Below are 26,359 nucleotides of genomic sequence, written 5' to 3' on the forward strand. Positions count from 1 at the left end.
CCCGACCTAGACGACGGATAACAAGGAAAACAGCATGTCCAAGACCCACCTGTTCGACCTCGACGGCAAGATTGCCTTCGTTTCCGGCGCCAGCCGTGGCATCGGCGAGGCCATCGCCCACCTGTTGGCCCAGCAAGGTGCCCATGTGATCGTGTCCAGCCGCAAGCTCGACGGTTGCCAGCAGGTGGCTGACGCCATCATCGCCGCCGGTGGCAAGGCAACGGCGGTAGCCTGCCACATCGGTGAACTGGAGCAGATCCAGCAGGTGTTTGCCGGCATCCGCGAACAATTCGGGCGGCTGGACATCCTGGTCAACAATGCCGCTACCAACCCGCAGTTCTGCAACGTGCTGGATACCGACCCGGGTGCTTTCCAGAAGACCGTGGACGTGAACATCCGGGGCTACTTCTTCATGTCGGTCGAGGCCGGCAAGCTGATGCGCGAGCATGGTGGCGGCAGCATCATCAACGTGGCGTCTATCAACGGGGTTTCACCCGGCCTGTTCCAGGGCATCTACTCGGTGACCAAGGCGGCAGTCATCAACATGACCAAGGTCTTCGCCAAGGAGTGCGCGCAGTTCGGGATCCGCTGCAACGCCCTGCTGCCAGGCCTGACCGACACCAAGTTCGCCTCGGCACTGGTGAAGAACGACGCCATCCTCAACGCCGCGCTGCAGCAGATCCCGCTCAAGCGCGTGGCCGCCCCCAAGGAAATGGCCGGCGCCGTGTTATACCTGGCCAGCGATGCTTCCAGCTACACCACCGGTACCGCACTCAATGTCGACGGTGGCTACCTGTCCTGATCAGGCTTTTACTGCAACCAGGGTGTAGCTCAGGGGCAGGCGTGCGGGCTGCTCGCGCAGGCGATATTCACCGTCGTCGCCCTTGACCATCTGCCCCGGCAGCGCCTCCCAGGGGATACTCTGGTGCTCGACCAGAGCGGTCAGTTGCAGGCCGTGGGCCAGCAAGGCGCTGATCACCTCGCCCAGGCCGTGGTTCCACTCGTGGGTTTCGGTGTGGGAAAGGCGCTGCTCGGTTTCGACGTAGGTTTGGTCGTTGTGCCACACCGTCGGCTCTTCGTGTTCGAAATACGGGTATTCGAGTTGCAGGCGGTCCTGGTGGTCTTCGTTGACTGCCATCAGCATCGGGTGCCCGTCGCGCAGGAACAACCGACCACCCGGCTTCAGCAGGGCCGCGACAGTACGCGCCCACGGCTCGATGCGAGGCAGCCAGCAGAGCGCGCCGATGCCGGTGTAGACCAGGTCGAACGTGCCGGCCGGCAACACCTTGTCGGCGGCGTAGACGTCGGACTCGACATACGCGATGGGTGCCGCACAGCGCTGGGCCAACGCACGCGCCTCGGCCAGCGAAGCCGCGGAATAGTCCAGGCCACAGACCTTGGCACCAAGGCGCGCCAGCGAGAGGGTATCGGTACCGATGTGGCACTGCAGGTGGACGGCGTTGAGCCCGTCGATATTGCCAAGCAATGGCAGGTCGAAGCGTACGGTCTCGGAAAGGTGTTCGGGATGCTGGATGAGCCGTTCGACTTCGTAGTCGTTGGAAGCAGCGTGCAGCGGGGCACGTTCATCCCAGCTGGCGCGGTTGAGTTGCAGTGAGCGGTCCATGGTGTCTTCCTTGATTCGTGGGGGCTCATGCTAGCCCCCACCAATCTCCCTGCGACAGGACTGCCTTGCTAAAAATTGTAAAGCTGGCGCGCTCCCACCCGACCCCACAGAGCCCCTGCCAAGTCAACCAGCCATGTGAAGTCGCCAGCCGTTACAGGCAGGTCGCCGCCGCCGCCCGGCGCTGCAGGGCCACACCGTCGTTCTTCTGCGCGTAGTAATCCACCCGCGCCCCACCCACCTGCGGGTACACGTCCACGAACGCCTCGGCCTCACGGGTATACACGGTGAAGCCACCTTGCTTGCGTGGTTCCAGATAACCACTGGCGTCGTCGCCGAATACCTTCTCTTCCTGCCAGCTGAACTGGATGCACTGGGCCACCAGCTCTGGCGCCTTGTGCGAGTCGAGCTGCGCGGTCGGCTTGCCGCCTCGGGCCGTTTCCATGGTCGCAGAAGCACAACCGACCAGCATCAACGCCGCGGCCATCGGCAGAATCGCACGCATGTTCCATCCTCAGGATAAAAAAGAAGGCGACTCTAGCACTGGCAAGCATCGCGAGTGAATTGTCGCGCTCAGGTGGCTGTCGCAGATAAGGCATTCCGTCACAAGGAGATAACCATGAAACTGCACCACCTGCTGTTCGCCGTCCTTGCCAGCCTGCCCCTGGCTGCCACCGCAGCCCCCTCCAGCGAAGAAAGCGTCACCACACCAGAAACCCACAACCGAGAGCTCAAGGTCGGCGACAAGGCACCCGACCAGTACAAACGCGATGACCAGGCTATCAAGGACTGGAAAGCCAAGGGCCTGCCAGCACCGGAAAAGGAAAGCCACTGGGTAAACATGGGTGGGCGCTACGTGCTGGTGCAGATCACCAACGGTGTGGTGCTGACGATCCAGCCAGCCCGCTAATTCAACACTCTTCACTCCCGCCGCTCTCGCTGGCACGACAATTTTTTGCCTGCCAGCGAAACCAAATGGATCCTTTCCAGTCTCAGGAGGTGTGCCGTAAACCATTGCGGATCAAGGACCTATATCGTGATGACCCGTCTTGCAAGCCTTTCGCTGATTGCTGTTGTCCTGCTGACTGCCGGGTGCCATAGCCATCGCTACCATGACGACGACGATGGCTGGCGTGACCGTGACCGTGACCATCGCCACCACCATCGGCATGACCGCGACGACGATGATGACGACTATCGTCGATATCGTGGTGACCGCTACTACCGCTGAAACGTCTTTTTCAACCCTGGCCCGCCGCCCATTGCGCGGCACCTTAACCTGATGATTCCTTTGAGGTTCGTATCATGCGTCTGACTCTGCCTTCCCTTGCCCTCGGCCTGCTGCTGTGCCAGGGCGCTTTCGCCGGTGACGGTACCGCCGCCATTGGCGGTGGCCTGGGTGGTGTTCTGGGTAACGTTGTCGGTCAACAGATCGGCGGCAAAACGGGGGCGGCCATCGGCGCCGGCCTCGGCGGCGCAGCCGGCAGTGCGGTAGGTGCACGCAAGGGCAACCGTACCGAAGCCGCCATTGGCGGTGGCCTGGGCTCGGCGGGCGGTTCGCTGCTGGGCGGCGCGGTGGGCGGCAAGACCGGCTCCACCGTGGGTGCCGGCCTGGGTGGTGCGGCCGGTGGTGCCATCGGCAACCACCTGGGCGACAACAACGGCAAGCACCACCGTCACCGTCACTGATTCCAGTGACAAAGGGGCCGCAATGCGGCCCCTTTTGTTTTGCAAACCCTGCAGTACATCAACACCCCCTTCAGCACAATCCGGCACACTGGCTGCTACTGTCTATCGTGCCCCCGTGTGAAGGAACACCCCCTCCCCATGAACCAAGAGCTGCTATGGGTCCTCGGCCTGCTGGCCATCGTCATCACCCTGTTCGTCATCAACCGCCCACGCATGGACGTGGTCGCGCTACTGGTGATCCTCGCCCTGCCGCTGTCGGGCATCCTCACCGTGGAGCAGGCGCTGGCCGGTTTCAGTGACCCCAACGTGGTGTTGATCGCCGCCTTGTTCGTGATCGGTGAAGGCCTGGTGCGCACCGGCATTGCCTACCGTATCGGCGAATGGATGAGCGAGCGGGCCGGCAACAGCGAGGCACGCCTGCTGGTGTTGCTGATGGTAGCCGTGGCGGGGCTGGGTTCGATGATGAGCTCCACCGGCGTGGTGGCCATTTTCATTCCGGTGGTGCTGAGCATCGCTGCACGCCTGCAGCTTTCGCCCGCCCGCCTGATGATGCCGCTGGCTTTCGCCGGCCTGATCAGCGGCATGCTCAGCCTGGTGGCCACACCGCCCAACGTGGTGGTACACAGCGAGCTGGTACGCCATGGCGAAGCGGGATTCAGCTTCTTCAGCTTCACCCCGTTCGGCCTGGTGGTGCTGGTGCTGGGCATCGGCTACATGCTGCTGACCCGGCACTGGCTGAATGGCGAAGTGCGCAAGGACGGCCGCGTGGAAAGCCGCCGCACCCTGCTGGACCTGGTGCTGGACTACAAGCTCAATGGCCGTGAACGGCGCCTGCGCATCCGCCCCCATTCACCGCTGATCGGTCATACCCTGGGCGAGCTGGAGCTGCGCACCCGGCATGGCGCCAACGTGATCGGTATCGAGCGCCAGCACAAGTTCACCACGCGGGTGATCGCCGCCGACTCCAGCACCGTGCTGCACCAGGGCGATGTGCTGCTGCTCGACCTGTTCGCCAACCGCGACGACCTGCGCAGCCTGTGCCAGACCATGCAGCTGGAGCCGCTGCACTTCAAGGCCGCCTACTTCATCGACCAGTCCCAGGAGCTGGGTATGGCCGAGGTATTGCTGCCACCAGGTTCGAAACTGCTCGGCAAGAGCATCCTCGAACTGGCCTTTCGCACTCGCTTCGACCTCAACGTTGTCGGCTTGCGCCGCGAGCAGGTGGCGATCGAAGAACAGCTGGTGGAAGAAAAGCTGCGCCTGGGCGACACCCTGCTGGTAGTCGGCCCGTGGAAAGCCGTGCGCCAGTTGCAAAGCAAGCCCAAGGACTTCCTGGTACTGAGCCTGCCCGCAGAAATCGACCTGGTCGCGCCCGCCCGCACCCGCGCACCACAGGCGTTGCTGAGCCTGGCGGTGATGGTCGGGCTGATGGTCAGCGGCGCGGTCCCCAATGTCATTGCCGCGCTGATCGGCTGCCTGCTGATGGGCGCAGGCCGCTGCATCGACATGAACAGCGCCTACCGGGCCATCCACTGGCAAAGCCTGGTGCTGATCGTCGGTATGCTGCCCTTTGCCCAGGCACTGCAGAAAACCGGCGGCATCGACCTGGCAGTGGGCGGCCTGGTCAGCGTGCTGGGCGGTGCCGGCCCCAGCGCCATCCTCGCCTGCCTGTTCGCGGTCACGGCGGTGATCGGCCTGTTCATCTCCAACACGGCCACTGCGGTACTGATGGCACCCGTGGCCGTCAGCACCGCCACGCAGCTGGGCATGTCGCCCTACCCGTTTGCCATGACCGTGGCGCTGGCTGCCTCGGCGGCCTTCATGACGCCGGTGTCATCGCCGGTGAACACCCTGGTACTTGGCCCGGGGCAATACCGCTTCGCTGACTTTGTCAAAGTTGGCGTGCCGTTCACCATACTGGTGATGCTGGTGACCGTGTTGATGGTGCCGTGGTTCTTTGGGCTGTAGGGTTTGGCTACGAATGAAGGCAATTTGGCATTATCTCGACCGATCGCGGCAGATTGACATCAAGTCCCCTGACGAAACACACTTATGCGCAATTGCCCCAGGTGCTTCAAGCCGTTGTCCTGGATTTCGTTCCCGCCTTGCCGGTCGAGCCCATGGTTTTTCCAGCCCAATCGCGCTTGTTGCACTACGTCGTTCTACTCGGCCTGACCTTCGCCCTGACCCTGGGCGGCATCCTGGCCCGCCCGATCGAATCCCTGTCGCTGTTCTGGCCGGTCAATGCGGTCCTGGCTGGGGTGCTACTGCGCTACCCCCGCCAAGCCACGCTGACGGGGTTTACCCTGGTCTGGCTGGCCATGGTCGGCGCCGACCTGCTGTGCGGCAGCGCCTGGGTGCCTGCCCTGTGGTTCAACCTGTGCAACCTGGGCGTGGTGGTCACCCTCTGGCTGATGCTCTCGCGCTTGCCACGCCTGCACCGACGGATGCGTACTCCCCACGGCGTCCTCAGCGTGTTCGGCGCCAGTGCCGCCGGGGCAATAGTGGCTGCCAGCATGGCGGCGGCAGTGGCCGCGCCGTGGTTCGAACAGTCGTTGCGCGCCACCTGGCTGGCCTGGTTCAGTGAACAGTTCTCGACCAGCGTGCTGGTGCTGCCAGTGCTGCTGACAGCCCCTACGGCACGAGCGCTGGTGCGCGGTGGCGCCCAGGCCATCCGCCTGGCGCCGTTGCTGGTGCTGCTGGCCTCGCTGGCGTTCAGCATTGCCTTCGGCGGCCCCGGGGCCATTGCCTTCCCGATTGCCGCGCTGCTGTGGTGCGCCTGGACTTACTCACCGTTCCTGGTTTCTCTGCTGACACTCACCGCTGGCAGCACGCTGATCGTGGCGGTGGCGCAAAACCTCATGCATTTCAGCGTGCCGCAAAGCGAGCCCGGAGTGACCACACTGATGTCGGCGCGCCTGGGCATCGCCATGCTGGTGCTCGGGCCGCTGGTGGTGGCCTGCGTCAGCCAGGCAAACCGCAGCCTGATGGCCCGCCTGGCGCATCAGGCCAGCATCGACCACCTCACCGGTGTGCTCACCCGCAGCGCCTTCACCCGCCGCGCCAACGCGCTGCTGGAAAGCCGCCAGCAACACGCCCAGGCGCTGCCGCTGACCCTGATGATGCTGGACATCGACCACTTCAAGTCGATCAATGATGTCCATGGCCATGCGGTCGGTGACCAGGTGCTGCGCCAGTTCGCCAGCACCCTGCAGGACCAGTTGCACGATGGTGAACTGTTCGCTCGCCTGGGCGGCGAGGAATTTGTCGTGGTCCTACCGGGTCTGGCGCCAGATCGGGCCAAGTTCACTGCCGAGCGCCTGCGCCGTGCGGTGCAGGACCTGCATGTGATGCAGGCCGGCCAGTCCCTGCAGATTACCGTCAGTATCGGCCTGGCCGGTTGTGCCGCCGACATGCCGGCCCCCACCCTCGATGAACTGCTGGCACGCGCCGATCAGGCGCTGTACCGCGCCAAGGCCCATGGCCGCAATCGCGTCGAACAGGCCGAGCCACAACGCCAGGCGATGTGAACTAGCCACCCAGCAGGTCCCACGTCAACTTGGCGATCAGCACGCACAAGAGCACCAGGAACAACCCACGCACAAAGCCCGCGCCCTTGCGCACCGCCAGCCAGGTACCGGTCAGCGCGCCGAGGATGTTGCAAGCCGCCATGGGCAAGGCGATGGCGTACAGCACATTGCCTGATGGCACGAAGAACACCAGCGCCGCCAGGTTGGTGGCGATGTTCACCACCTTGGCCGACGCCGAGGCGTGCAGAAAGTCCAAAGCGAAGAAGCGGATGAACAGGAAGATCAGGAAGCTGCCAGTACCCGGACCGAACAGGCCGTCGTAAAAACCGATCGCGCCACCGATCAGCACCGCCAGGCACTGCTCCTTGCGGCCGATCCTTGTGGGTTTGTGCAGCGTGCCGAAGTCCTTCTTGCAGAAGGTGTAGATGGCCATCAGCACGATCAGCACCAGCACCGCCGGGCGCATCACGCTGGGCGGCACCAGCGACACCGTGGCGGCACCGGCGAAAGACATTACGAACGCACTGAGCGCTGCCGGCACGATCAACCCCCAGTCCAGCGTCACCCTGCGGATGAACGAACGCGCAGCGAAGGCCGTGCCACACACCGACGCCAGCTTGTTGCTTCCGAGCAATGCCGCCGGTTGCGCGGTGGGCAGCACGTTGAACAAGGCCGGAATCTGGATCAGCCCACCGCCACCCACGGCGGCGTCGATCAGCCCAGCGGCGAAGGCGAACACGGAAAGCACAGCGATATCCATCATGACGCGGTTCCAGGCAGTGAAGACGCCTGCAAGGCTAATCAAAGTGCCGCGCTTGTGTTGAAATGCCATATTGCGAAAACTGCAACGAGGAGCAGGCAATGGCATTGGACATGCTGCGGGAAATCCAGGCGTTCGTCAGCGTGGCGCACAAGCGCAGCTTCGTCGCCGCCGCCCGCGCCCTGGGGCGCTCCCCCAGCGCGGTAACCCGCGCGGTACAAACCCTGGAAGACAACGCCGGGAGCAAACTGCTCAACCGCAACGCCAATGCCGTGACCCTGACCGAAGCCGGCGAGCGCCTGCTGCCACACGCCGAACGCTTGCTGGATGTGCAACGTGATGCCGCCGACGAACTGGCCGCGCTCAGCGGCAGTGCACAAGGCTGGATCCGCTTCGCCGTGCCGCAGGTACTGGGCGAACATGTCCTGCCCCAGGTGCTTGCCGAGTTTTCCCGCTGCCACCCCCAGGTAACCCTGGACGTGCAGTACAGCGACGGGGCCTTGGACCCGCTGCAAGGCAAGTTCGACTTCGTGGTGCGCGGTGCCTTCCCACAGTCGAGCGAGCTGATCGGCTACCCGCTGTGGGATTACCAGCGTCACCTGTATGCAAGCCCTGAATACCTGGCACTGGCCGGCACGCCACAACAACCCGAGGACCTCGAGGGCCACGCGCTGATCCTGCACACCGCCCCGCGCATCCTCAAGGCCTGGCACTTCTGCCGCGACGGCCAGATCACCAGCCTGCGCCCCAGGCCCAGGCTGCGCCTGGACTCAGGTGACGCGGTGTACCACAGCACCTTGGCCGGCGCCGGTATCGCCCGCCTGGCCGCCTGGGTCGGCGAAGCGCAGGTCAAGGCCGGGCGGCTGGTGCGGGTATGCCCGCAGTACCGCCTGACCTCCAGCAACGGCCGGGACCCGCAGATGCATGCCGTGTACCCCGCCGGCGAGCTGCCGGCGCGGGTACGCGACCTGCTGGCAGCCCTGCGCCGCGCCGGCCTGGCCTACTGAAACAACGCCCTGAAACGGCTGTTCAATTTCTGCTCAATTTGACAGAGCCCGCCACGGGCTTGGCTTGCAGAACTTTATCCACAGACCTACCCACGTTTTTTGTGGACAGTTTTCCCAGTGCAAAGAATGACTTATCGTACAAATCGGTAGGGTGAATCGGCCAACAATGAAGAGGAATGGGCCCGCCCGAAGGACAGGCAGGCCGCGAGGGATAGGTGTGGTGAACGTCAGCTTGGCGGAATGGTGCCAAGGATACCGATCAGAATGGTCAGCAGCAGAAAACCACCCAGGAATAGCGCGAGCTTGCCCATTGGAACCTCTACAAGTGTGATGCGGGAATGGGCATATTGTCGGGCTTGGGCTGATACCGTTACAGATTCAGCTTTATGGAAAAAAAGCGGATCAGATGTGAGGCACCGGTTCTTTTGTGGGAGCGGCCTTGCTTCGCGAAAGGGCCGCAGGGCGGCCCCGGCAATCTTGAGGGATGCATCGAAAACCTGAGGCCGTTGCGCACCCCTTTCGCGACACAAGGCGCCGCTCCCATAGAACTGCACATAACTCATTGAATTAGCAGGGGCCCTGTGGGAGCGGCTTCAGCCGCGAACACCGGCGCAGCCGGAGCCATGCACCGCGTTGGATTCTTCGCGGCTAAAGCCGCTCCCACCGGGTACGCGGATTGCTTGCAATTTCAGTTATCTACGCGACAGCGCAGCCCAAAGAGCTGGGCCATCTCCCACAAGAGCGGCGCATCTGGCCCTTACGCGTGACAGCAATTTTTGCAGTCATCCACGCTGTGCTAGGGTCAAGCGCTCGAACCTGCCAGGAGTGCCATCCCTTCATGACCGCTTTCGCGACCAACGCTGCCTTGTTGTTGATCGACCTTCAGATTGGTATCCACCACCCGCGCCTGGGCCGGCGCAACAACCATGAGGCCGAACTGCGTATAGGCGATCTGCTGGCTGCGTGGCGTCGGTCAGGACGCCCGGTGATCCATGTGCGCCACCTGTCCCGCTCGGTAGACTCGGTGTTCTGGCCGGGCCAGTCCGGTTGCGAATTCCAGCCTGCATTTACCCCACTGGCCAGCGAAACCGTGTTCGACAAACATGTGCCTGATGCCTTCGCCAACTCCGGCCTGGAGCGATGGCTGCACGCGCGCAGCATCAACGCACTGGTCATCGCCGGGGTGATTACCAACAACTCCGTGGAATCCACCGCACGCTCGGCGGGCAATCTCGGTTTCGATGTGGTGGTGGTGGAAGATGCCTGCTTCACCTTTGACCAGCACGACCTGCAAGGCCGGCTTTGGCCGGCGGAGGATGTACATGCGCTGTCGTTGAGCAACCTGGCTCTGGATTACGCGCGCATCCTGCGCACGGAGCAGGTTCTGATTGCTGACTCGCTTCAGGTCAACCGCTGAAGCTTCTGCGCAGGCAACCAGCCAACTCGTCATTGCCATGGCGGCGACACCAGACCCAGCCATTGAGCGGGCGCACCATCTACACCTGCTCTTGGCGAAGCGGATGGGCGCAGATGCCCGATGTCTACCCGCCACTCGACCACCACCCTGCCACACCGTTTCAGCCGTACACTGCTCGCCTGTACCCTGCTGCCACCTGGCCTGCTGACGGCGGACATCACCACGGCTGCAGCACAGCAGCCCCAGCCAGCCGCTACAGCGGCGGATGACTTCGACCCGCTTAACAACTTGCCGCAGGAAGCGCCTCAGACATTCACCTAGGCGGTGATGGATGCGGACCACCTGTAGCGCGCGGGGCGGCAATTGCTACATAAGGTTTCGAAAAGCACTGCAGCCTCTGGATCAATCCGCCTTGAGGGCCTGCATTGCCAAACACCTATCATCGCCACCTACCATGCGGGCTCAGGAGGGTTTGAAAGACATGATTTGAAACGCTGACTGTAGGATCTTTTACCGCGCAATGTAGGAAGAATCTATGTAGTGGGATTTGCCTGTATGAAACATCAGTTTCTCCAGCAAATTCGAACTGCTACGGTCCAGTTTTCCTACAGCGGCACGGAAGCCTACAGCATGAGAAAAGCATGGATCCGTTCAATACCTCGGCCCTGAAACTACAGAAGAATTTGCTTAACCTGCGCCTTGAGCGTGACCGCCTGAGAAGGGAGGGCAAGGACAAGGAGGCGGACGAACTTGCGGCACCGATCGAGCGGATAGAGGCAGCTATTCGTCAATTACCGGATGACATGAAGCCAGTGACCCTGCAATAAAACCTGCGGGAGCGGGCATGACCACGCCTGCATCAAACGCCTGCAGGCTACTGATGTGGAGCAAGGTTGGGTCCAGCCTACGGATCCGATTTCCGCGCAGTTGTCAGTAATGCAATTTGGCTTGAGAGGCTGCGGCTAGCGCTCAGTAGCAAGCGAGGAGCCCGCCTCGGCGGGCTTTTTCGTGCCTGTAAGAATGGGATGAAGCCAGGTAAGTTGGAGCCTTGGCGAAACCGACCAAGCAAGAAGTATCGGAAGCGCCGAAACAAACCATTCCCACGGATGGTCCCGTGGATGGTTTCCTATGCCCCAGAAACGCAAAAAGCCCTGAATAATCAGGGCTTTGAATATGGCGGAAGCGTAGAGATTCGAACTCTAGGATAGTTGCCCATCGACGGTTTTCAAGACCGTTGCCTTAAACCACTCGGCCACGCTTCCAGCTCGTTTTGCGGCCGCCATAATACCGTAATGAAACAAGCTGTCAAACTCTCTGTGTCGCGGGTTGCGGGAGCTCTGATAGACTCCTAGCATCTGAACGTTTGAAAACCACAGGTTTACCAAGGAGTGTCGCCATGCGCGAACAGGATTACGCCGTACACCACGGCCAGCAGGTCGAGCAGCAGGAGATCAGCAAGGTCCTGCGCAACACGTACAGCCTGCTGGCGCTCACGCTCGCCTTCAGCGGTGTCATGGCCTTCGTGGCCCAGCAGATGCGCGTCGGCTACCCGAACGTGTTCGTGGTACTGATCGGCTTCTACGGGCTGTTCTTCCTTACCAACAAACTGCGTGATTCGGCCTGGGGCCTGGTATCCACCTTCGCGCTCACCGGCTTCATGGGCTTTATCCTCGGCCCTATCCTCAACCGCTACCTGGGCATGGCCGGTGGCGCCGAGGTGGTCAGCTCGGCATTTGCCATGACTGCCCTGGTGTTCGGCGGCCTGTCGGCTTATGTGCTGATTACCCGCAAGGATATGAGCTTCCTCAGCGGCTTCATCACTGCGGGCTTCTTTGTCCTGCTGGGTGCTGTCGTGGCCAGCTTCTTCTTCCAGATCAGCGGCCTGCAACTGGCGATCAGCGCTGGCTTCGTGCTGTTCTCGTCGGTCTGCATCCTGTTCCAGACCAGCGCGATCATTCACGGTGGCGAGCGTAACTACATCATGGCGACCATCAGCCTGTATGTGTCGATCTACAACCTGTTTGTCAGCCTGCTGCAGCTGTTTGGCATCATGGGTCGTGATGACTGATTGATATCGGCAAGAGAAAGCCCGCTTCGGCGGGCTTTTTTATGGGCGCTCAACTCATCGATTTAGCTGGAGCCTTGTGGGAGCGGGCGAGCCCGCGAACACCGGCGAAGCCGGTGCCATATACCGAGTCGCATTCTTCGCGGGCACGCCCGCTCCCACAGGTTCGACTCCTGGGAAAAAGCGCCCAATAATTGACCATAAAGTCAGATAACCGGGCGAATGGTCGTCGATCATGCCGCCATCGTGCTTTTCTCTACCCCAATTCGCCATCACCCCGTAGAATGCGCTCCTTTTTTCTTCCGGGGCAGCTTTTCGCAATGAGCTCACACGAACACAGCCCAGGCGCGGCGGCGCCTGCCAATGAACTGGTGCTTGGTCTGGAGGACAAGCCACGGCTGTTGATCGGCCTGCTGGCAGCACTGCAGCACCTATTGGCGATCATCGTGCCCATCGTCACTCCTGGCCTGCTGATTTGCCAGGCTCTGGGTGTTTCGGCACGAGATACCAACCTGATCGTCTCCATGTCACTGGTAATCTCGGGTATCGCCACTTTCGTCCAGTGCAAGCGCTTCGGGCCATTCGGTGCCGGGCTGCTGATCGTCCAGGGCACCAGCTTCAACTTCGTCGGCCCGCTGATCGCCGGCGGAGCGCTTATGGTCAAGCAAGGCACCCCAGTGGAAGGCGTCATGGCAGCTATCTTTGGCGTAGTAATCGCCGGCTCGTTCGTCGAGATGGGCGTGTCGCGCATCCTGCCCTTCGTCAAACGCCTGATCACTCCGCTGGTAACCGGCATCGTGGTGTTGATGATCGGCCTGACCCTGATCAAGGTCGGCCTGATCAGCATGGGTGGCGGCTTCGGCGCCATGGCCAATGGCACCTTCGCCAATGGCGAGAACCTGCTGCTGTCAGGCGTGGTGCTGGCGATCATCGTCATCCTCAACCGCATCCCGGTGGTGTGGATGCGCAGCTGCGCCATCGTTATCGCCCTGGCGGTCGGTTATGCGCTGGCCGGCTACCTGGGCCGCCTGGATTTCACCGGCATGCACGAAGCCGCGCTGTTCCAGGTGCCGACGCCGCTGCACTTCGGCCTGGGCTTCTCCTGGGCACTGTTCATCCCGATGCTGGTGATCTACCTGGTAACTTCGCTGGAAGCCATCGGTGACGTCACCGCCACCAGCAAGGTGTCGCGCCAGCCGGTCGAAGGGCCGGTGTGGATGCAGCGGATCAAGGGCGGTGTGCTGGTGAACGGGGCCAACTCGCTGCTGGCCGGTTTGTTCAACACCTTCCCGAGCTCGATCTTTGCCCAGAACAATGGCGTGATTCAGCTGACAGGGATCGCCAGCCGCCATATCGGCATGTGGATTGCCGTGATGCTGGTGCTGCTGGGGCTGTTCCCGAGCGTTGCCGGGGTGATCCAGGCGGTGCCGGAGCCGGTGCTGGGCGGTGCGGCCATGGTCATGTTCGGGGCGGTTGCGGCTTCGGGGATCAATATCCTGGCCAGCACTCGCCTGGACCGTCGTGCCCTGCTGATCATCGCTGTATCCCTGGCCCTGGGCCTGGGTGTGGCGCAGGTGCCGGAGTTCCTGGCGCACATGCCGGCGGCGATTCGCAATGTGCTGGAGTCGGGCGTGGCTACCGGGGGTATCTGTGCCCTGGTGTTGAACTGGTTCTTGCCGGAGAGCAAGGAACAGGCTTGAGCCTGGTGTTCGACTGTCAGGGCCATGGGGCTGCTGCGCAGCCCATCGCAGGCAAGCCAGCTCCCACCTCGACCGCATTGATCTGAAGCCATGCGCAGTCCCTGTAGGAGCCTGGCTTGCCAGCGATGAGGCCAGTACAGACAACACAAGGCAGTTGCCCCTACCGGGATAGCGCCGGCCTTCAGATTGGTTCAAGACAGAAAGCCCGCCCCGCCATGCACAAGCGGGCGCGGGCTTTTTTGCTTTATCATGGCACCATTCCTTTTGCATGAGTTATCCATGAAATTCGCTATCGCGGTGTTCTCCCCGGCCCATGCGCCCTCCTCGCGGCGTGCCCTGCGCTACGCCGAGGCGGTGCTGGCCGGCGGGCATGAGATTGCCCGGCTGTTCTTCTACCAGGACGGGGTACACAGTGCCTCTGCCAACGTGGTCACCCCCCAGGATGAGCTGGACGTCGCCGGCCAATGGCACGCCTTCATTACAGCCAACCAGCTGGACGCAGTGGTGTGCATCGCCGCCGCCCTGCGCCGTGGCGTGCTCGACGAGGCCGAGGCCAACCGCTACCAGCGCCCGGCCGTGAACCTGCCCAAGCCTTGGGAGCTGTCGGGGCTTGGCCAGCTTCATGAGGCGGCGCAAGTTGCCGATCGCCTTGTCTGCTTCGGAGGCGACTGAAATGGCCAAATCCTTGTTGATCATCAGCCGCCAGGCGCCCTGGAACGGCCCATCGGCCCGTGAAGCACTGGACATCGCCCTGGCTGGCGGCGCGTTCGATCTGCCGCTGGGCATGCTGTTCCTCGATGACGGCGTGCTCCAGCTCGCCGCAGACCAGCAGCCCACCGTCGTGCAACAGAAGAACCTGACCGCCAACTTGCAGGCGCTGCCAATGTTCGGCGTCGAGGAACTGTTCTCCTGCAGCCACAGCCTCACTCGCCGCGGCCTGGCAGCCGACAATCTGGCGCTGCCGGTGCAAGTGCTGGACGACGCGGCCCTGACCGCACTGATCGCCCGTTTCGACCAGGTGGTAACGCTCTGATGACGACCCTGCATGTAATTGCCCACTCACCGTTTGGCGACGAGCGCCTGGCCAGCTGCCTGCGCCTGCTCGGCACCGACGACGCCCTGCTGCTGTGCGGCGATGCTGTATATGCCCTGCGCACCGGCAGCGAACCGCACCGCCGGCTGCAAGACGCCGGCCTGGCCCAGCGCCTGTTCGCCCTGGAAGAAGACGTGCAGGCCCGCGCGATCGCCAACGAACTGGCCAAGGCCGTGGACTACGCCGGGTTCGTCGAACTGTCGCTGCATTACGACAAGGTCAACAGCTGGCTATGAATACCCTCAACGTTGGCGATCAGGCGATCGCCCTGGACAAGGACGGCTTCCTGGTCGACCTGCAAGACTGGTCGCATGCCGCCGCCGAGGCTTTGGCCGCGCGCGAGGGCATCCCTTTGACGGAGGACCACTGGGAAATCCTCGAACTGCTGCGCCAGTTCTACCAGGAATACCAGCTGTCCCCGGCCACGCGCCCGCTGATCAAGTACACGGCCCTCAAACTGGGCCCGGACAAGGGCAACAGCCCGCACCTCAACCGCCTGTTCAACGGCACTCCCGCCAAACTGGCCGCCAAGCTGGCGGGCCTGCCCAAGCCGACCAACTGCATATGACAGAACCTCGCCCGCTTACCCTGGAAACCCCTGCCGAACACCCGTTCGCCGAGTTCGTGCGCATTCTTGGCAAAGGCAAGCGCGGCGCGCGTGGCCTGACCCGTGAAGAAGCCCGCACGGCCATGACTCTGCTGCTGGAAGGCAAGGTCGAAGATGCCCAGCTCGGTGCCTTCCTCATGCTGCTGCGGCACAAGGAAGAAAGCGCCGAAGAACTGGCCGGCTTCACCGAGGCCCTGCGCGCCCACTTGCAGTCGCCGCGCATCGCCGTGGACCTGGACTGGCCCACCTACGCCGGCAAGAAGCGCCACCTACCCTGGTACCTGCTGGCTGCCAAATGCCTGGCCAACAATGGCGTGCGCATCCTGATGCACGGTGGCGGTGCGCATACCGCCGGGCGCATGTACACCGAGCAGTTGCTGTCCTTGCTGGAAATTCCGTTGTGCCGTGACTGGGCTGCGGTCAGCCGGACCCTGGACCAGCAACGCCTGGCCTTCTTCCCGCTGCAGGACTGGGCGCCGCAGTTGCAGCGCATGATCGACCTGCGCAACACCCTGGGCCTGCGTTCGCCCATCCATTCGCTGGCCCGGGTGCTCAACCCGCTGGCTGCGCGTTGTGGCCTGCAGAGCATCTTCCACCCCGGCTACCAGGCAGTACACCGCGAGGCCAGCCGCCTGCTGGGCGACCATGCCGTGGTAATCAAGGGTGATGGCGGCGAGATTGAGGTCAACCCCGATGTCATCAGCCATCTATACGGCACCACCGCCGGCGAAGCCTGGGACGAGGAATGGCCAGCGCTGAGCGAACGCCGCCACGTGAAGCCGCCAAGCCTGCAGCCGGAGCAATTGCTGGCGGTCTGGCGCGGCGAGACCGAGGACAGCTACGGTGAGATGGCCGTGGTCGCAACCATCGCCCTTGCCCTGCGCGGCCTGGGCCAAGACCGTGAGCAGGCTTTCGCCACGGCACGCGGTTACTGGGGCGCACGCAACCAATCTAATAACTAGATAGTAAGAGTGCAGTCTTTGCGCTAGTTATTCGAACGTTTTTCCCTAGACTGGGCTCCAACGACAAACAACTTTGTTCCGAGGAGCTCACCATGGGCCTTTTGATCGACGGCCGCTGGCATGACCAGTGGTATGAAAACGGCAAGGACGGCACGTTCAAACGCGAAAACGCCCAACGCCGCAATCAGCTGCCCGCTCCCGAAGCTGGCCGTTACCACCTGTACGTCTCGCTGGCCTGCCCATGGGCACACCGCACCCTGATCTTCCGTGCCCTCAAGGGCCTGGAGCCACTGATCGACGTGTCGGTGGTCAGCTGGCTGATGCAGGACCATGGCTGGACTTTCGACCAGCAGCAAGGTTCCAGCGGCGACCACCTCGACGCGCTGCAGTACCTGCACCAGCGCTACACCCAGGATGACCCGCACTACACTGGCCGCGTGACTGTACCGGTGCTGTGGGACAAGAAAGAGAAACGCATCGTCAACAATGAGTCGTCGGAGATCATCCGCATCTTCAACAGCGCGTTCAACGAACTGACCGGCAATACACTGGACCTGTACCCAGAGCCGCTGCGCCCGACCATCGAGGCGCTGAACGAGCGCATCTACCCGGCGGTGAACAATGGCGTATATCGCGCAGGCTTTGCCACTACGCAGGAAGCCTACGAGGCTGCGTTTGACGAAGTGTTCAACGAACTGGACTACCTGGAAGACTTGCTGAGCCGCAACCGCTACCTGGCCGGGGAATACCTGACCGAGGCCGATGTGCGCCTGTTCACCACCCTGGTGCGCTTCGATGCCGTGTACCACGGGCACTTCAAGTGCAACCTGCGCCGCCTGAGCGACTATCACAACCTGTCGAACTGGCTGCGTGAACTGTACCAGTGGCCGGGGGTGGCGGGCACAGTGGACATGGAGCATATCCAGAAGCACTACTACATGAGCCACAAGACCATCAACCCGAACGGGATCGTGCCCAAGGGGCCGCTGCAGGACTTCAACCTGCCGCATGATCGGGAGCGGTTGGCAGGCAAGGGGATTTGGCAGGCTTGAGATTGCTGGGGCTGCTTTGCAGCCCATCGCGACACAAGGCCGCTCCTACAGGGGATCGCTGTCTCCTGTAGGAGCGGCCTTGTGTCGCGATGGGCCGCAAAGCGGCCCCAACGATTTCAGCTATTCTGCGAACCTTCGAACCAGGCCAGCTTGTCACGCAACTGCACCACTTCCCCGACAATCACCAGGGTCGGCGCATGCACTTCATGCTGCGCCACCAGGTCCGGCAAGTCCGCCAGGGTGCCGGTGAACACCCGCTGATTACGCGTAGTCCCCTGCTGCACCAGCGCCGCAGGGGTACTGGCCGCGCGGCCATGGCGAATCAGCTCGGCACAGATGGTCGGCAACCCCACCAAGCCCATGTAGAACACCAGGGTCTGCGCCGGCGCTACCAGGTCATGCCACGGCAGATTGCTGGTGCCATCCTTCAGGTGCCCGGTCACGAAACGCACCGATTGGGCATAGTCGCGGTGAGTCAGCGGAATCCCGCCATAGGCGGAACAACCGCTGGCTGCGGTAATGCCCGGCACCACCTGGAACGGGATGCCGTGCTCGGCCAGCTCTTCGATCTCTTCGCCGCCCCGGCCGAAGATGAACGGGTCGCCGCCCTTCAGGCGCAACACACGCTTGCCCTGCCGGGCCAGGTCGACCAGAAGGCGGTTGATCTGGTCCTGTGGCACGGCATGGTCGGCGCGACGCTTGCCCACGTAGATACGCTCGGCATCACGTCGGCACATCTCGATAATCGCCGGTGCCACCAGGCGGTCGTACAGCACCACGTCGGCCTGCTGCATCAGGCGCAAGGCGCGGAAGGTCAGCAAGTCCGGATCGCCCGGGCCAGCCCCCACCAGGTACACCTCACCGCCCTGCTGCACCGGTGCACCGTCGACCATCGCCTGCAACAGGCGCTCGGCCTCGGCGCCCTGCCCGGCCAGCTGACGCTCGGCAATAGGCCCTTGGAACACGGTTTCCCAGAAGCCACGGCGCTGGTTAACGTCCGGGTACAAGGCCTTGACCTTGTCGCGGAAGCGTGCGGCCAGGCCGGCCAGTTCGCCGTAGGCGGACGGGATCCAGGCCTCCAGCTTGGCGCGAATCAAACGCGCCAGCACCGGAGCATCACCGCCACTGGACACCGCAACCACCAACGGCGAACGGTCGACGATCGCCGGGAAGATCACCGTGCACAGGGCCGGCGCATCCACCACGTTGACCGGCAGGCTGAGTGCCTGCGCATCCGCCGACACCTGGGCATTGAGCCCCGGGTCGTCGGTGGCCGCAATCACCAGCCGGCAACCGACCAGGTCGGCTGCCTGATAGCCGCGCACCAGCACCTCGCCGCCACCTTCCCGGGCCAGCGCGGCCAACTGGCCGTCGACATCCGGTGCAACCACGCGCAGCGCGGCGCCGGCGTCGGCCAGCAGGCGCGCTTTGCGCAAAGCGATCTCACCGCCGCCAACGACCAGCACGCGGCCGCCCTGCAGCTTGTGGAACAGCGGCAGGTAATCCATTTAGCGGATGACCTCGACGCCGCCCATGTAAGGCTTCAGCACTTCCGGCACACGGATGGAACCGTCGGCCTGCTGGTAGTTTTCCAGTACGGCAACCAAGGTACGGCCTACGGCCAGGCCGGACCCGTTGAGGGTATGCACCAGCTCTGGCTTGCCGGTTTCCGGGTTGCGCCAGCGGGCCTGCATGCGGCGCGCCTGGAAATCGCCGCAGTTGGAACACGAGCTGATTTCGCGGTACTTGTCCTGGCTTGGTACCCACACTTCCAGGTCGTAGGTCTTCACCGCGCCAAAGCCCATGTCGCCGGTGCACAGGGCCAGCACGCGGTACGGCAGCTCCAGCAGCTGCAGCACGCGCTCGGCGTTGGCAGTCAGGCCTTCCAGGGCTTCCATCGACTTGGACGGCTCGACCACCTGCACCATCTCGACCTTGTCGAACTGGTGCTGGCGGATCATGCCGCGGGTGTCACGGCCGGAAGCACCGGCTTCGCTGCGGAAGCACGGGGTGTGGGCAACCAGCTTCAGTGGCAGCTGCTTGGCATCGAGGATTTCACCGGCCACCAGGTTGGTCAGCGACACTTCGGCAGTCGGGATCAGGTAGAAGTCGGCCTCGCCTTCGCGGCTGATCTTGAACAGGTCTTCCTCGAACTTCGGCAGCTGGCCGGTACCCTGCAGGGCCGGGGCCTGGACCAGGTACGGGGTGTAGTGCTCCTCGTAACCGTGCTCGCCGGTGTGCAGGTTGATCATGAACTGCGCCAGGGCGCGGTGCAGGCGGGCAACTGGACCACGCAGCACGGCAAAACGCGCGCCAGACAGCTTGGCGGCAGCTTCGAAATCCAGGCCACCGCTGACTTCGCCGAGGGCGACATGGTCCTTGATTTCGAAGTCGAAAGCCTTCGGCGTACCCCAACGGCGCACTTCGACGTTGTCGTCTTCGCTGGCACCAACCGGTACGCTGGCGTCCGGCAGGTTGGGGATGGTCAGCAGGATGCCATCCAGTTCGGCCTGGATGCCGTCCAGTTCGGTCTTGCCGGCAGCCAGTTCGTTGGCCATGCGCTCGACGTCAGCCATCAGCGGCGCAATATCTTCGCCCTTGGCCTTGGCCTGGCCGATGGACTTGGAACGGGCGTTACGCTCGGCCTGCAGCTGCTCGGTGCGGGTCTGCACCGCCTTGCGGCGCTCTTCCAGTGATTCGATGCGCGCGACATCCAGGCTGAAGCCACGGGAGGCCAGGCGATCCGCCACTTCCTGAAGTTGGCCGCGTAACAGTTTGGAATCGAGCATATCGTTCTCTCGTTATGTGTAGGTGTTGGTTCAGAATCGGGTCAGGGACAGGCCGGCCCAGGTCGCGAGCAGCCCGCCCACCACGCTGATACCGGTATAGCCCAAAGCCAGGGGCACTTGCCCGCTTTCCAGCAGGCGTACGGTATCCAGCGAAAAGGAGGAAAAAGTCGTCAGGCCGCCGAGGAAGCCGACGATCAGCCCGGCGCGCAGCTCGACCGGCACGATCGGCTTGTGCAAGAACAGACCATAAAGCAGGCCGATCAGCAGGCAGCCAACCAGGTTGACCGCCAGCGTACCGAGATAGAAGTGCCGTGGCCAGTGGGCAGACACCCAGTTGGTGGTGGCAAAGCGCAACAAGGTACCGGCAATACCGCCAGCGCTGACGGCGGCAATCAGTGCAATCACGGCTTTCTCCGCTGGCGGGGGCTGTTGCGGTCAAGGTCGGCCAGGTGGCGCAGCTTCTCGCCAATCTTCAGTTCCAGGCCACGGGGCACCGGCTGGTAGTACTGGCGCGGCTCGAGTTCCTCGGGGAAGTAGTCTTCGCCGGCGGCATAAGCGTCGGGTTCATCGTGGGCATAGCGGTACTCGTCGCCGTAGCCCAGTTGCTTCATCAGCTTGGTCGGGGCGTTGCGCAGGTGCAACGGCACTTCCAGCGAGCCATGCTCGGCGGCCTCGCGCAGGGCGGTCTTGAAGCCCATGTACACCGCGTTGCTCTTCGGCGCACAGGCAAGGTAGGTGATGGCCTGGGCTACCGCCAGTTCGCCCTCGGGGCTGCCCAGACGCTCTTGCACATCCCAGGCCGCCAGGCACAGGCTGAGCGCGCGCGGGTCGGCGTTGCCGATGTCTTCGCTGGCCATGCGCACCACGCGGCGGGCAATGTACAGCGGATCGCAGCCGCCATCGAGCATGCGCGCGAACCAGTACAGGGCGCCATCGGGGTTGGAGCCACGCACTGACTTGTGCAGCGCGGAAATCTGGTCGTAGAACGCCTCGCCACCCTTGTCGAAGCGGCGGCGGCTGTCGCCGAGCAGGCTCTGCAACATCTCGACATCGATCTCGCTGCCGTCTTCAGCCAGGTCCGAGGCGTTTTCCAGGAAGTTGAGCATGCGCCGGCCATCGCCGTCGGCGGCGGCCATCAGCATCTTGAAGGCGTCGTCGCCAACCCGCAGGTTGCGCTTGCCCAGGCCGCGCTCTTCAGTCAACGCGCGGTTGACCAGCTTGCGCAGCGCCGCCTCGTCCAGGCTCTTGAGCACATACACCCGCGCCCGCGACAACAATGCGTTGTTCAGCTCGAACGACGGGTTTTCGGTGGTGGCGCCAATGAACAGCAGGGTGCCGTCTTCCACATAGGGCAGGAAGGCATCCTGCTGCGACTTGTTGAAGCGGTGCACTTCGTCGACGAACAGGATGGTTCGGCGGCCGTACTGGCCAGCCTGCTGCTTGGCCACCTCGACCGCCTGGCGAATCTCCTTCACCCCGGCCAATACCGCCGACACCGTTTCGAAGTGCGCATCGCAGAACTGCGCCAGCAGCCGCGCGAGGGTGGTCTTGCCCACGCCCGGCGGCCCCCAGAAGATCATCGAGTGCAGCGCACCCTGCTCCAGCGCTTCGCGCAGCGGTTTGCCGCGCGCCAGCAGGTGCTCCTGGCCGACGTACTCGTCCAGGTTGGACGGGCGCAGACGAGCAGCCAGGGGCTGGGCGACGGGTTCGCTTCGAAACAGGTCCATGGCGAGCTCTGGTTACTCCTTGATGACGTCCGCGCCTTTGGGGATGTCGAACTTGAACTTGCTGTCCGGCACCGCCTGGTTGGCTTTCACGCCATTGAACAGGATGTTGGTGCGCTGGCCGACACTGTCGATCAGTTGCATGTCGTTGATCAGGCCCTTGCGGAACGACACGCGCAGCGAGTCGAACAGGGTGTCCTTGGTCTTCGGCTTGAGGGTGAAGTCCATCACTTCGCCCTGCTCCTTCGAGCTGATGTCGAAGCTCTGGCTGATCTTCGACACGTCACCGGACAGCAGCAGCGCCGGGGTCTGGTTCAGGCGCTGGTCGAGTTTCTTGATGGTTGCCTGCTCCAGGTCCGGGTCCCACAGGGTGACGTTCTTGCCGTCGGATACCACCACCTGCTCCTGCGGCGCATCGGTGTGCCAGTAGAACAGGCCAGGGCGCTTGACGGTCATCTCGCCGGAGGTTTCCTGCAGGCTGGTGCCGCCGGCGTCCAGGGTCAGCTGGGAAAAGTTGGCCTCGATGGTCTGCGACTTTTCCAGCAATTGGGTCAGGCGTTGTACGTCTTGCTCACCGGCATAAGCCGATACGGTGGCCGACACAGAAGCCGCGGCCAGGGCAGAAACCAACAGCATGCGAATCGCGCGCATGGGAGTCCTCATCGAGCATTGAAAAGGCCGGGCGCCACCGTTGGCGCACGGCAAGGTGTTCGTCAGTCGCGCGGGCCGCCCGGGGCTATCACTTCCCGCGAGCCGTTGCTGTTCATGGGGGTGACCACGCCGGCCATTTCCATGGCTTCGATCATGCGGGCGGCGCGGTTGTAGCCGATCTTCAGTTTGCGCTGCACGGCCGAGATGGACGCGCGGCGGCTTTCCAGCACGAACTGCACGGCCTCATCATACAGGGCGTCGCTTTCCGAATCTTCGCCATCGCCACCACCACCGCCGCCTTCGAAGCCGCTGCCGGCCTCCTCGACGCCGTTGAGGATGTCGTCGTTGTAGTCCGGGGCGCCGCGCAGCTTCCACGCTTCGACCACGCGGTGCACCTCGTCGTCGGAGACGAACGCGCCGTGCACGCGAATCGGCAGGCTGGTGCCCGGCGGCATGTACAGCATGTCACCGTGGCCCAGCAGCTGCTCGGCACCACCCTGGTCGATGATGGTCCGCGAGTCGATCTTGCTCGACACCTGGAACGCCATGCGGGTCGGGATGTTGGCCTTGATCAGGCCGGTAATCACGTCCACCGACGGGCGCTGGGTGGCGAGGATCAGGTGGATACCGGCGGCCCGCGCCTTCTGGGCGATACGGGCGATCAGCTCTTCGACCTTCTTGCCGACGATCATCATCATGTCGGCGAATTCGTCGACCACCACCACGATGGTCGGCAGGGTTTTCAGCGCAGGCGGCTCGTCGTCCATGCTCTCGCGGCGGTACAGCGGGTCATGGATGATCTCGCCGGCTTCCTGGGCGTCCTTGATCTTGCGGTTGAAGCCGGCCAGGTTACGCACGCCCATGGCCGCCATCAGCTTGTAGCGCCGCTCCATCTCGGCCACGCTCCAGCGCAAGGCGTTGGCGGCGTCCTTCATGTCGGTGACCACCGGGCACAGCAGGTGCGGGATGCCCTCGTAGATCGACAGTTCGAGCATTTTCGGGTCGATCATGATCAGCCGCGCGTCTTCCGGGCTGGACTTGAACAGGATCGACAGGATCATCGCGTTCACACCCACCGACTTACCGGAACCGGTAGTACCGGCCACCAGCAAGTGCGGCATCTTGGCCAGGTCGGTGATCACCGGCTTGCCGCCGATGTCGTGGCCCAGGGCCAGGGTGACCGGCGATTTCTGCTCGTCGTACTGCGGCGTGGCCAGCACTTCGGAGAAACGCACCATCTGCCGGTTCTCGTTGGGGATCTCGATACCCACGGTGGTCTTGCCGGGGATGACCTCGACCACACGCACACTGGTCACTGCCAGCGAACGCGCCAGGTCCTTGGCCAGGTTGGCGATACGGCTGACCTTCACACCGGCGGCCGGCTGGATTTCGTAACGGGTAATCACCGGGCCCGGGTGGATCGAGTCCACCGCCACTTCCACGCCGAATTCCTTGAGTTTGATTTCCAGCAGCTGGCCGACACCGGCCAGGGATTCCGGCGAGTACTCGATCTTCTTCTGTTCGGCCGGGTCGAGGATGGAGATCGACGGCAAGGTGCCTTCCACCGCGCTGTCGACGAACAGCGGCGCCTGCTTCTCCTTCATCACCCGCTTGCTCGGCTCCGGCGCCCTGGCGGGTGTCGGCGGCACGATCATCGGGGCCGCGGCAGGTGGTTCGCGAGAGATTACCGGCTCACGAGGTGCCGGCGACTCGCGTGGCACCACAGGCTCGCGCGACAGGGTTGGCTCACGTGGTTCGACCGGCTGGGCAGGTGCTTCTTCACGCTTGAAAATGCGCTCGCGCAGCGCCGGCTTGGCCGGTTCGCGCTTGTCGGCGGCCATTGGCGCGGCCTTGACCACCGGTTCATCCTCACGCAGCTGCGCCTCCAGGCGCTTGCGCTCGTTGCGCGCTTCCCACCAACGGTTGGCGGCGCCCTGCACCAGCTCGAACAGGTCGAGGGTGATCTTGCCGGTCAGGTCCATCACCTTGAACCACGACAGGTCGGTGAACACGGTCAGGCCGAACAGGAACAGGGCAATGAACATCAGCGTGCTGCCCTGCACGTTCAGCAGGTTGCGCGCCAGGTCGCCGAGGCTCTCGCCCAATGCACCACCGGCGGAGAACGGCATGCTCGCAGGCGGGTGGAAATGGATATGGGCCAGCGCCGCACCAGACAGCACCAGAAACACCAGGCCGATCAGCCGCCAGGAGAACAGCCAGCCGCTCCAGTCCCAGGGCTGGTGGCGTTCGCGGAAGATCTGCCAAGTCTTTATCGCCAGCAGCAGCGGGAAGATGTAGGCGAAGTACCCCAGTACCATGAACAGGATGTCGGCGAAGTAGGCACCGGCACGCCCGGCGGCGTTCTGCACCTGGTCGACGTTGCTGGTGTGGCTGAAGCCCGGGTCCGACGTATCGTAGGTCAGCAGCGCCATCCACAGGTACAGGCACAGGGCGCCGACAGCGATCAACGCACCTTCCTTGAGGCGATAATGCAGCTGCTGCCGCCACAGAGGGACGGGCAAGGGAGCTGGAGTTGCGGTGGATTTCTTCAAAACGCGTCTATTCCTGCGCGTGCTGCGCGTCCAATAGTGATCGGCCGACGGTGCGGCCAATGAACCACTACTTTTAACATTACTGCCCGCCAGCCGCCATGGCGGCACGCCAGATGGGAGTTTGGCCGGGGGCGACTTTCATATAGCTGCAATTTGAGCATGCATTTTCTTTTGTGACAAAGGCTTATGCTGTGTTTTTGCACAGGTGTGACAGCAAATGTAGCGGATGGTGCCTGCGGTTTCATGAATGTGTAGGAAATTGCCTATTTTCATCACCTGTGCCGGCCTCTTCGCGGGCTTGCCCGCCCCCACAGGTACCCCGCAGGCTTCAGAGCCTGCACATGGCCTGTGGGAGCGGGCGCGCCCGCGAAGAAGCCAAAGAGATTGACCCTGCTTTTCACCCGCGCCATGCTGCCCTCTCCCCTCCCCCACCGCACGATAGACCATGCTCACCTGGCTGACCCGCGACTCGCTGACCTTCCCGCCTCTGGAAAAGGCCCTGCATGATCCCAACGGCCTGCTCGCTGCCGGCGGCGACCTGAGCCCCGAGCGTCTGGTGCAGGCCTATCGCCATGGCTGCTTCCCGTGGTATCAGGACGGCCAGCCGATCCTCTGGTGGTCACCCGACCCGCGCACGGTGCTGCTCCCGGACCAGCTGCACGTGTCGCGCTCGCTGGCCAAGCTGATGCGCCAGGGCCGTTACCAGGTCAGCTTCGACACAGACTTCCCCGCGGTGATCGCCGCCTGCGCCGCGCCACGTGACTACGCCGACGGCACCTGGATCACCGACACCATGCGTGCCGCCTACTGCGAGCTGCACCGACGCGGCATCGCCCATTCGGTGGAGGTGCGCCAGGACGGCGAGCTGGTCGGTGGTCTGTATGGCTTGGCCATGGGCCAGCTGTTCTTCGGTGAATCGATGTTCAGCCGCGCCGACAACGCTTCCAAGGTCGGCTTCGTGACTTTGGTCAACCACCTGCGCCAGGCCGGTTTCGTCCTCATCGACTGCCAGATGCCAACCAACCATTTGCACAGCCTGGGAGCCCACGCCATCAGCCGCGCCGAGTTTGCCGACTACCTGACACGCCACCTCGACCAGCCCAACAGCGCCACATGGCTTCCCTAGGCGAGTTCCCGTAG

28 protein-coding genes and 1 tRNA gene are annotated in these 26,359 nt (G+C 63.3%); 19 read left to right on the top strand and 10 right to left on the bottom strand.

What is annotated here, in order from left to right; all coding sequences use genetic code 11:
• Nucleotides 1-34: 34 nt before the first annotated feature.
• Complete coding sequence (locus tag GEV38_RS17580; protein WP_054572108.1) at nt 35-802, top strand: SDR family oxidoreductase; 768 nt, start codon at nt 35-37, stop codon at nt 800-802.
• Here the strand turns inward: GEV38_RS17580 and GEV38_RS17585 are convergent, their stop codons facing one another.
• Both GEV38_RS17585 and GEV38_RS17590 read right to left on the bottom strand, forming a co-directional pair.
• Complete coding sequence (locus tag GEV38_RS17585; RefSeq protein ID WP_015270906.1) at nt 803-1,624, bottom strand: bifunctional 2-polyprenyl-6-hydroxyphenol methylase/3-demethylubiquinol 3-O-methyltransferase UbiG; 822 nt, start codon at nt 1,622-1,624, stop codon at nt 803-805. It abuts the gene before it with no gap.
• 151 nt (nt 1,625-1,775) lie between these two features.
• Nucleotides 1,776-2,126, bottom strand: a complete 351-nt coding sequence (locus GEV38_RS17590) for a hypothetical protein (protein WP_015270907.1) — start codon at nt 2,124-2,126, stop codon at nt 1,776-1,778.
• A 114-nt stretch (nt 2,127-2,240) separates the two neighbouring features.
• Between GEV38_RS17590 and GEV38_RS17595 the strand changes: the two genes are divergently transcribed.
• The 5 genes from GEV38_RS17595 (at nt 2,241) to GEV38_RS17615 (ending at nt 6,840) form a co-directional block, all read left to right on the top strand.
• Nucleotides 2,241-2,531, top strand: a complete 291-nt coding sequence (locus GEV38_RS17595) for an RcnB family protein (RefSeq protein WP_054572109.1) — start codon at nt 2,241-2,243, stop codon at nt 2,529-2,531.
• Nucleotides 2,532-2,660: 129 nt separating this feature from the next.
• A complete protein-coding gene (locus GEV38_RS17600; RefSeq protein ID WP_003257401.1) occupies nt 2,661-2,852 on the top strand; it encodes a hypothetical protein in 192 nt (63 codons plus the stop codon).
• Between the two features lie 74 nt (nt 2,853-2,926).
• Nucleotides 2,927-3,310 (top strand): glycine zipper domain-containing protein, encoded by a 384-nt coding sequence (locus tag GEV38_RS17605; RefSeq protein ID WP_013973215.1) that lies wholly within the window; start codon nt 2,927-2,929, stop codon nt 3,308-3,310.
• Nucleotides 3,311-3,448: 138 nt separating this feature from the next.
• The gene (locus tag GEV38_RS17610) at nt 3,449-5,278 is read left to right on the top strand and encodes an SLC13 family permease (protein WP_039614496.1); all 1,830 of its coding nucleotides are present in this window, start codon (nt 3,449-3,451) and stop codon (nt 5,276-5,278) included.
• A gap of 137 nt (nt 5,279-5,415) precedes the next feature.
• Nucleotides 5,416-6,840, top strand: coding sequence for a GGDEF domain-containing protein (locus GEV38_RS17615; RefSeq protein WP_015270912.1), 1,425 nt, complete (start codon nt 5,416-5,418; stop codon nt 6,838-6,840).
• 1 nt (nt 6,841) lies between these two features.
• Here GEV38_RS17615 and GEV38_RS17620 read toward each other — a convergent pair whose 3' ends face one another.
• A complete protein-coding gene (locus tag GEV38_RS17620) occupies nt 6,842-7,603 on the bottom strand; it encodes a TSUP family transporter (RefSeq protein WP_015270913.1) in 762 nt (253 codons plus the stop codon).
• A gap of 98 nt (nt 7,604-7,701) precedes the next feature.
• Here GEV38_RS17620 and GEV38_RS17625 point away from each other — a divergent pair, with 98 nt between their 5' ends.
• The 4 genes from GEV38_RS17625 to GEV38_RS17640 all read left to right on the top strand — a co-directional run bounded on the left by GEV38_RS17625 (nt 7,702) and on the right by GEV38_RS17640 (nt 10,851).
• Nucleotides 7,702-8,607 carry a LysR family transcriptional regulator gene (locus GEV38_RS17625; protein WP_054572110.1) on the top strand — a complete coding sequence of 302 codons (906 nt, stop codon included), beginning with the start codon at nt 7,702-7,704 and terminating at the stop codon, nt 8,605-8,607.
• An 838-nt stretch (nt 8,608-9,445) separates the two neighbouring features.
• Nucleotides 9,446-10,024: a cysteine hydrolase family protein gene (locus GEV38_RS17630; RefSeq protein ID WP_054572111.1), complete on the top strand. Its 579-nt coding sequence runs from the start codon at nt 9,446-9,448 to the stop codon at nt 10,022-10,024.
• A 120-nt stretch (nt 10,025-10,144) separates the two neighbouring features.
• Nucleotides 10,145-10,345, top strand: a complete 201-nt coding sequence (locus GEV38_RS17635) for a hypothetical protein (protein WP_013973221.1) — start codon at nt 10,145-10,147, stop codon at nt 10,343-10,345.
• A gap of 320 nt (nt 10,346-10,665) precedes the next feature.
• Complete coding sequence (locus GEV38_RS17640; protein ID WP_015270917.1) at nt 10,666-10,851, top strand: hypothetical protein; 186 nt, start codon at nt 10,666-10,668, stop codon at nt 10,849-10,851.
• Between the two features lie 347 nt (nt 10,852-11,198).
• Here GEV38_RS17640 and GEV38_RS17645 read toward each other — a convergent pair.
• Nucleotides 11,199-11,286 (bottom strand) — tRNA-Ser (locus GEV38_RS17645).
• Between the two features lie 134 nt (nt 11,287-11,420).
• Here GEV38_RS17645 and GEV38_RS17650 point away from each other — a divergent pair.
• From GEV38_RS17650 to GEV38_RS17685, 8 genes are all read left to right on the top strand, one after another.
• Complete coding sequence (locus GEV38_RS17650) at nt 11,421-12,092, top strand: Bax inhibitor-1/YccA family protein (protein WP_003251184.1); 672 nt, start codon at nt 11,421-11,423, stop codon at nt 12,090-12,092.
• Nucleotides 12,093-12,409: 317 nt separating this feature from the next.
• Nucleotides 12,410-13,789, top strand: coding sequence for a nucleobase:cation symporter-2 family protein (locus GEV38_RS17655; protein WP_013973275.1), 1,380 nt, complete (start codon nt 12,410-12,412; stop codon nt 13,787-13,789).
• 279 nt (nt 13,790-14,068) lie between these two features.
• The gene (gene tusD / locus GEV38_RS17660) at nt 14,069-14,461 is read left to right on the top strand and encodes a sulfurtransferase complex subunit TusD (RefSeq protein WP_054573031.1); all 393 of its coding nucleotides are present in this window, start codon (nt 14,069-14,071) and stop codon (nt 14,459-14,461) included.
• A 1-nt stretch (nt 14,462) separates the two neighbouring features.
• Nucleotides 14,463-14,822 carry a sulfurtransferase complex subunit TusC gene (tusC, locus tag GEV38_RS17665; RefSeq protein WP_054573030.1) on the top strand — a complete coding sequence of 120 codons (360 nt, stop codon included), beginning with the start codon at nt 14,463-14,465 and terminating at the stop codon, nt 14,820-14,822.
• Nucleotides 14,822-15,118 (top strand): sulfurtransferase complex subunit TusB, encoded by a 297-nt coding sequence (gene tusB, locus GEV38_RS17670; protein ID WP_054573029.1) that lies wholly within the window; start codon nt 14,822-14,824, stop codon nt 15,116-15,118. The genes tusC and tusB overlap by 1 nt, the downstream gene beginning before the upstream one ends.
• Complete coding sequence (locus GEV38_RS17675; RefSeq protein ID WP_015270963.1) at nt 15,115-15,450, top strand: TusE/DsrC/DsvC family sulfur relay protein; 336 nt, start codon at nt 15,115-15,117, stop codon at nt 15,448-15,450. The genes tusB and GEV38_RS17675 overlap by 4 nt, the downstream gene beginning before the upstream one ends.
• Entirely contained in the window at nt 15,447-16,451 is a 1,005-nt protein-coding gene (locus tag GEV38_RS17680; protein ID WP_015270964.1) for a glycosyl transferase family protein, read from the top strand. Before GEV38_RS17675 ends, GEV38_RS17680 begins: the two co-directional genes overlap by 4 nt.
• A gap of 92 nt (nt 16,452-16,543) precedes the next feature.
• Nucleotides 16,544-17,503 carry a glutathione S-transferase family protein gene (locus GEV38_RS17685; RefSeq protein ID WP_013973281.1) on the top strand — a complete coding sequence of 320 codons (960 nt, stop codon included), beginning with the start codon at nt 16,544-16,546 and terminating at the stop codon, nt 17,501-17,503.
• Nucleotides 17,504-17,619: 116 nt separating this feature from the next.
• Here GEV38_RS17685 and cysG read toward each other — a convergent pair whose 3' ends face one another.
• From cysG to GEV38_RS17715, 6 genes are all read right to left on the bottom strand, one after another.
• Nucleotides 17,620-19,011, bottom strand: a complete 1,392-nt coding sequence (gene cysG, locus GEV38_RS17690) for a siroheme synthase CysG (RefSeq protein ID WP_013973282.1) — start codon at nt 19,009-19,011, stop codon at nt 17,620-17,622.
• Nucleotides 19,012-20,292, bottom strand: a complete 1,281-nt coding sequence (gene serS / locus GEV38_RS17695; RefSeq protein WP_003258877.1) for a serine--tRNA ligase — start codon at nt 20,290-20,292, stop codon at nt 19,012-19,014.
• 30 nt (nt 20,293-20,322) lie between these two features.
• A complete protein-coding gene (gene crcB / locus GEV38_RS17700; protein ID WP_015270966.1) occupies nt 20,323-20,697 on the bottom strand; it encodes a fluoride efflux transporter CrcB in 375 nt (124 codons plus the stop codon).
• Complete coding sequence (locus tag GEV38_RS17705) at nt 20,694-22,019, bottom strand: replication-associated recombination protein A (protein WP_013973284.1); 1,326 nt, start codon at nt 22,017-22,019, stop codon at nt 20,694-20,696. Before GEV38_RS17705 ends, crcB begins: the two co-directional genes overlap by 4 nt.
• A 12-nt stretch (nt 22,020-22,031) precedes the next feature.
• Complete coding sequence (gene lolA / locus GEV38_RS17710) at nt 22,032-22,667, bottom strand: outer membrane lipoprotein chaperone LolA (protein ID WP_054573028.1); 636 nt, start codon at nt 22,665-22,667, stop codon at nt 22,032-22,034.
• 62 nt (nt 22,668-22,729) lie between these two features.
• Nucleotides 22,730-25,279: a DNA translocase FtsK 4TM domain-containing protein gene (locus GEV38_RS17715; RefSeq protein ID WP_371034493.1), complete on the bottom strand. Its 2,550-nt coding sequence runs from the start codon at nt 25,277-25,279 to the stop codon at nt 22,730-22,732.
• A 385-nt stretch (nt 25,280-25,664) separates the two neighbouring features.
• On the opposite strand from GEV38_RS17715, the gene aat reads away from it, so the two are divergent.
• Nucleotides 25,665-26,345 (top strand): leucyl/phenylalanyl-tRNA--protein transferase, encoded by a 681-nt coding sequence (aat, locus tag GEV38_RS17720; protein ID WP_054573027.1) that lies wholly within the window; start codon nt 25,665-25,667, stop codon nt 26,343-26,345.
• Nucleotides 26,346-26,359 lie beyond the last annotated feature (14 nt).

It is taken from the genome of Pseudomonas sp. 13159349, assembly GCF_013305685.1.
GTDB lineage: Bacteria > Pseudomonadota > Gammaproteobacteria > Pseudomonadales > Pseudomonadaceae > Aquipseudomonas > Aquipseudomonas asiatica.

Bases quoted from the DNA above. Each gene is read 5' to 3' on its own strand.
- GEV38_RS17625 (WP_054572110.1), top strand. From the start codon at position 7,702: ATGGCATTGGACATGCTGCGGGAAATCCAGGCGTTCGTCAGCGTGGCG.
- lolA (WP_054573028.1), bottom strand. From the start codon at position 22,667: ATGCGCGCGATTCGCATGCTGTTGGTTTCTGCCCTGGCCGCGGCTTCT.
- GEV38_RS17605 (WP_013973215.1), top strand. From the start codon at position 2,927: ATGCGTCTGACTCTGCCTTCCCTTGCCCTCGGCCTGCTGCTGTGCCAG.
- tusB (WP_054573029.1), top strand. From the start codon at position 14,822: ATGACGACCCTGCATGTAATTGCCCACTCACCGTTTGGCGACGAGCGC.
- GEV38_RS17680 (WP_015270964.1), top strand. From the start codon at position 15,447: ATGACAGAACCTCGCCCGCTTACCCTGGAAACCCCTGCCGAACACCCG.
- GEV38_RS17685 (WP_013973281.1), top strand. From the start codon at position 16,544: ATGGGCCTTTTGATCGACGGCCGCTGGCATGACCAGTGGTATGAAAAC.
- cysG (WP_013973282.1), bottom strand. From the start codon at position 19,011: ATGGATTACCTGCCGCTGTTCCACAAGCTGCAGGGCGGCCGCGTGCTG.
- aat (WP_054573027.1), top strand. From the start codon at position 25,665: ATGCTCACCTGGCTGACCCGCGACTCGCTGACCTTCCCGCCTCTGGAA.
- GEV38_RS17620 (WP_015270913.1), bottom strand. From the start codon at position 7,603: ATGATGGATATCGCTGTGCTTTCCGTGTTCGCCTTCGCCGCTGGGCTG.
- GEV38_RS17635 (WP_013973221.1), top strand. From the start codon at position 10,145: ATGTCTACCCGCCACTCGACCACCACCCTGCCACACCGTTTCAGCCGT.
- serS (WP_003258877.1), bottom strand. From the start codon at position 20,292: ATGCTCGATTCCAAACTGTTACGCGGCCAACTTCAGGAAGTGGCGGAT.
- GEV38_RS17580 (WP_054572108.1), top strand. From the start codon at position 35: ATGTCCAAGACCCACCTGTTCGACCTCGACGGCAAGATTGCCTTCGTT.
- GEV38_RS17675 (WP_015270963.1), top strand. From the start codon at position 15,115: ATGAATACCCTCAACGTTGGCGATCAGGCGATCGCCCTGGACAAGGAC.
- GEV38_RS17595 (WP_054572109.1), top strand. From the start codon at position 2,241: ATGAAACTGCACCACCTGCTGTTCGCCGTCCTTGCCAGCCTGCCCCTG.
- tusD (WP_054573031.1), top strand. From the start codon at position 14,069: ATGAAATTCGCTATCGCGGTGTTCTCCCCGGCCCATGCGCCCTCCTCG.
- GEV38_RS17630 (WP_054572111.1), top strand. From the start codon at position 9,446: ATGACCGCTTTCGCGACCAACGCTGCCTTGTTGTTGATCGACCTTCAG.
- GEV38_RS17600 (WP_003257401.1), top strand. From the start codon at position 2,661: ATGACCCGTCTTGCAAGCCTTTCGCTGATTGCTGTTGTCCTGCTGACT.
- GEV38_RS17585 (WP_015270906.1), bottom strand. From the start codon at position 1,624: ATGGACCGCTCACTGCAACTCAACCGCGCCAGCTGGGATGAACGTGCC.
- GEV38_RS17590 (WP_015270907.1), bottom strand. From the start codon at position 2,126: ATGCGTGCGATTCTGCCGATGGCCGCGGCGTTGATGCTGGTCGGTTGT.
- GEV38_RS17705 (WP_013973284.1), bottom strand. From the start codon at position 22,019: ATGGACCTGTTTCGAAGCGAACCCGTCGCCCAGCCCCTGGCTGCTCGT.
- GEV38_RS17650 (WP_003251184.1), top strand. From the start codon at position 11,421: ATGCGCGAACAGGATTACGCCGTACACCACGGCCAGCAGGTCGAGCAG.
- GEV38_RS17655 (WP_013973275.1), top strand. From the start codon at position 12,410: ATGAGCTCACACGAACACAGCCCAGGCGCGGCGGCGCCTGCCAATGAA.
- GEV38_RS17610 (WP_039614496.1), top strand. From the start codon at position 3,449: ATGAACCAAGAGCTGCTATGGGTCCTCGGCCTGCTGGCCATCGTCATC.
- tusC (WP_054573030.1), top strand. From the start codon at position 14,463: ATGGCCAAATCCTTGTTGATCATCAGCCGCCAGGCGCCCTGGAACGGC.
- GEV38_RS17640 (WP_015270917.1), top strand. From the start codon at position 10,666: ATGGATCCGTTCAATACCTCGGCCCTGAAACTACAGAAGAATTTGCTT.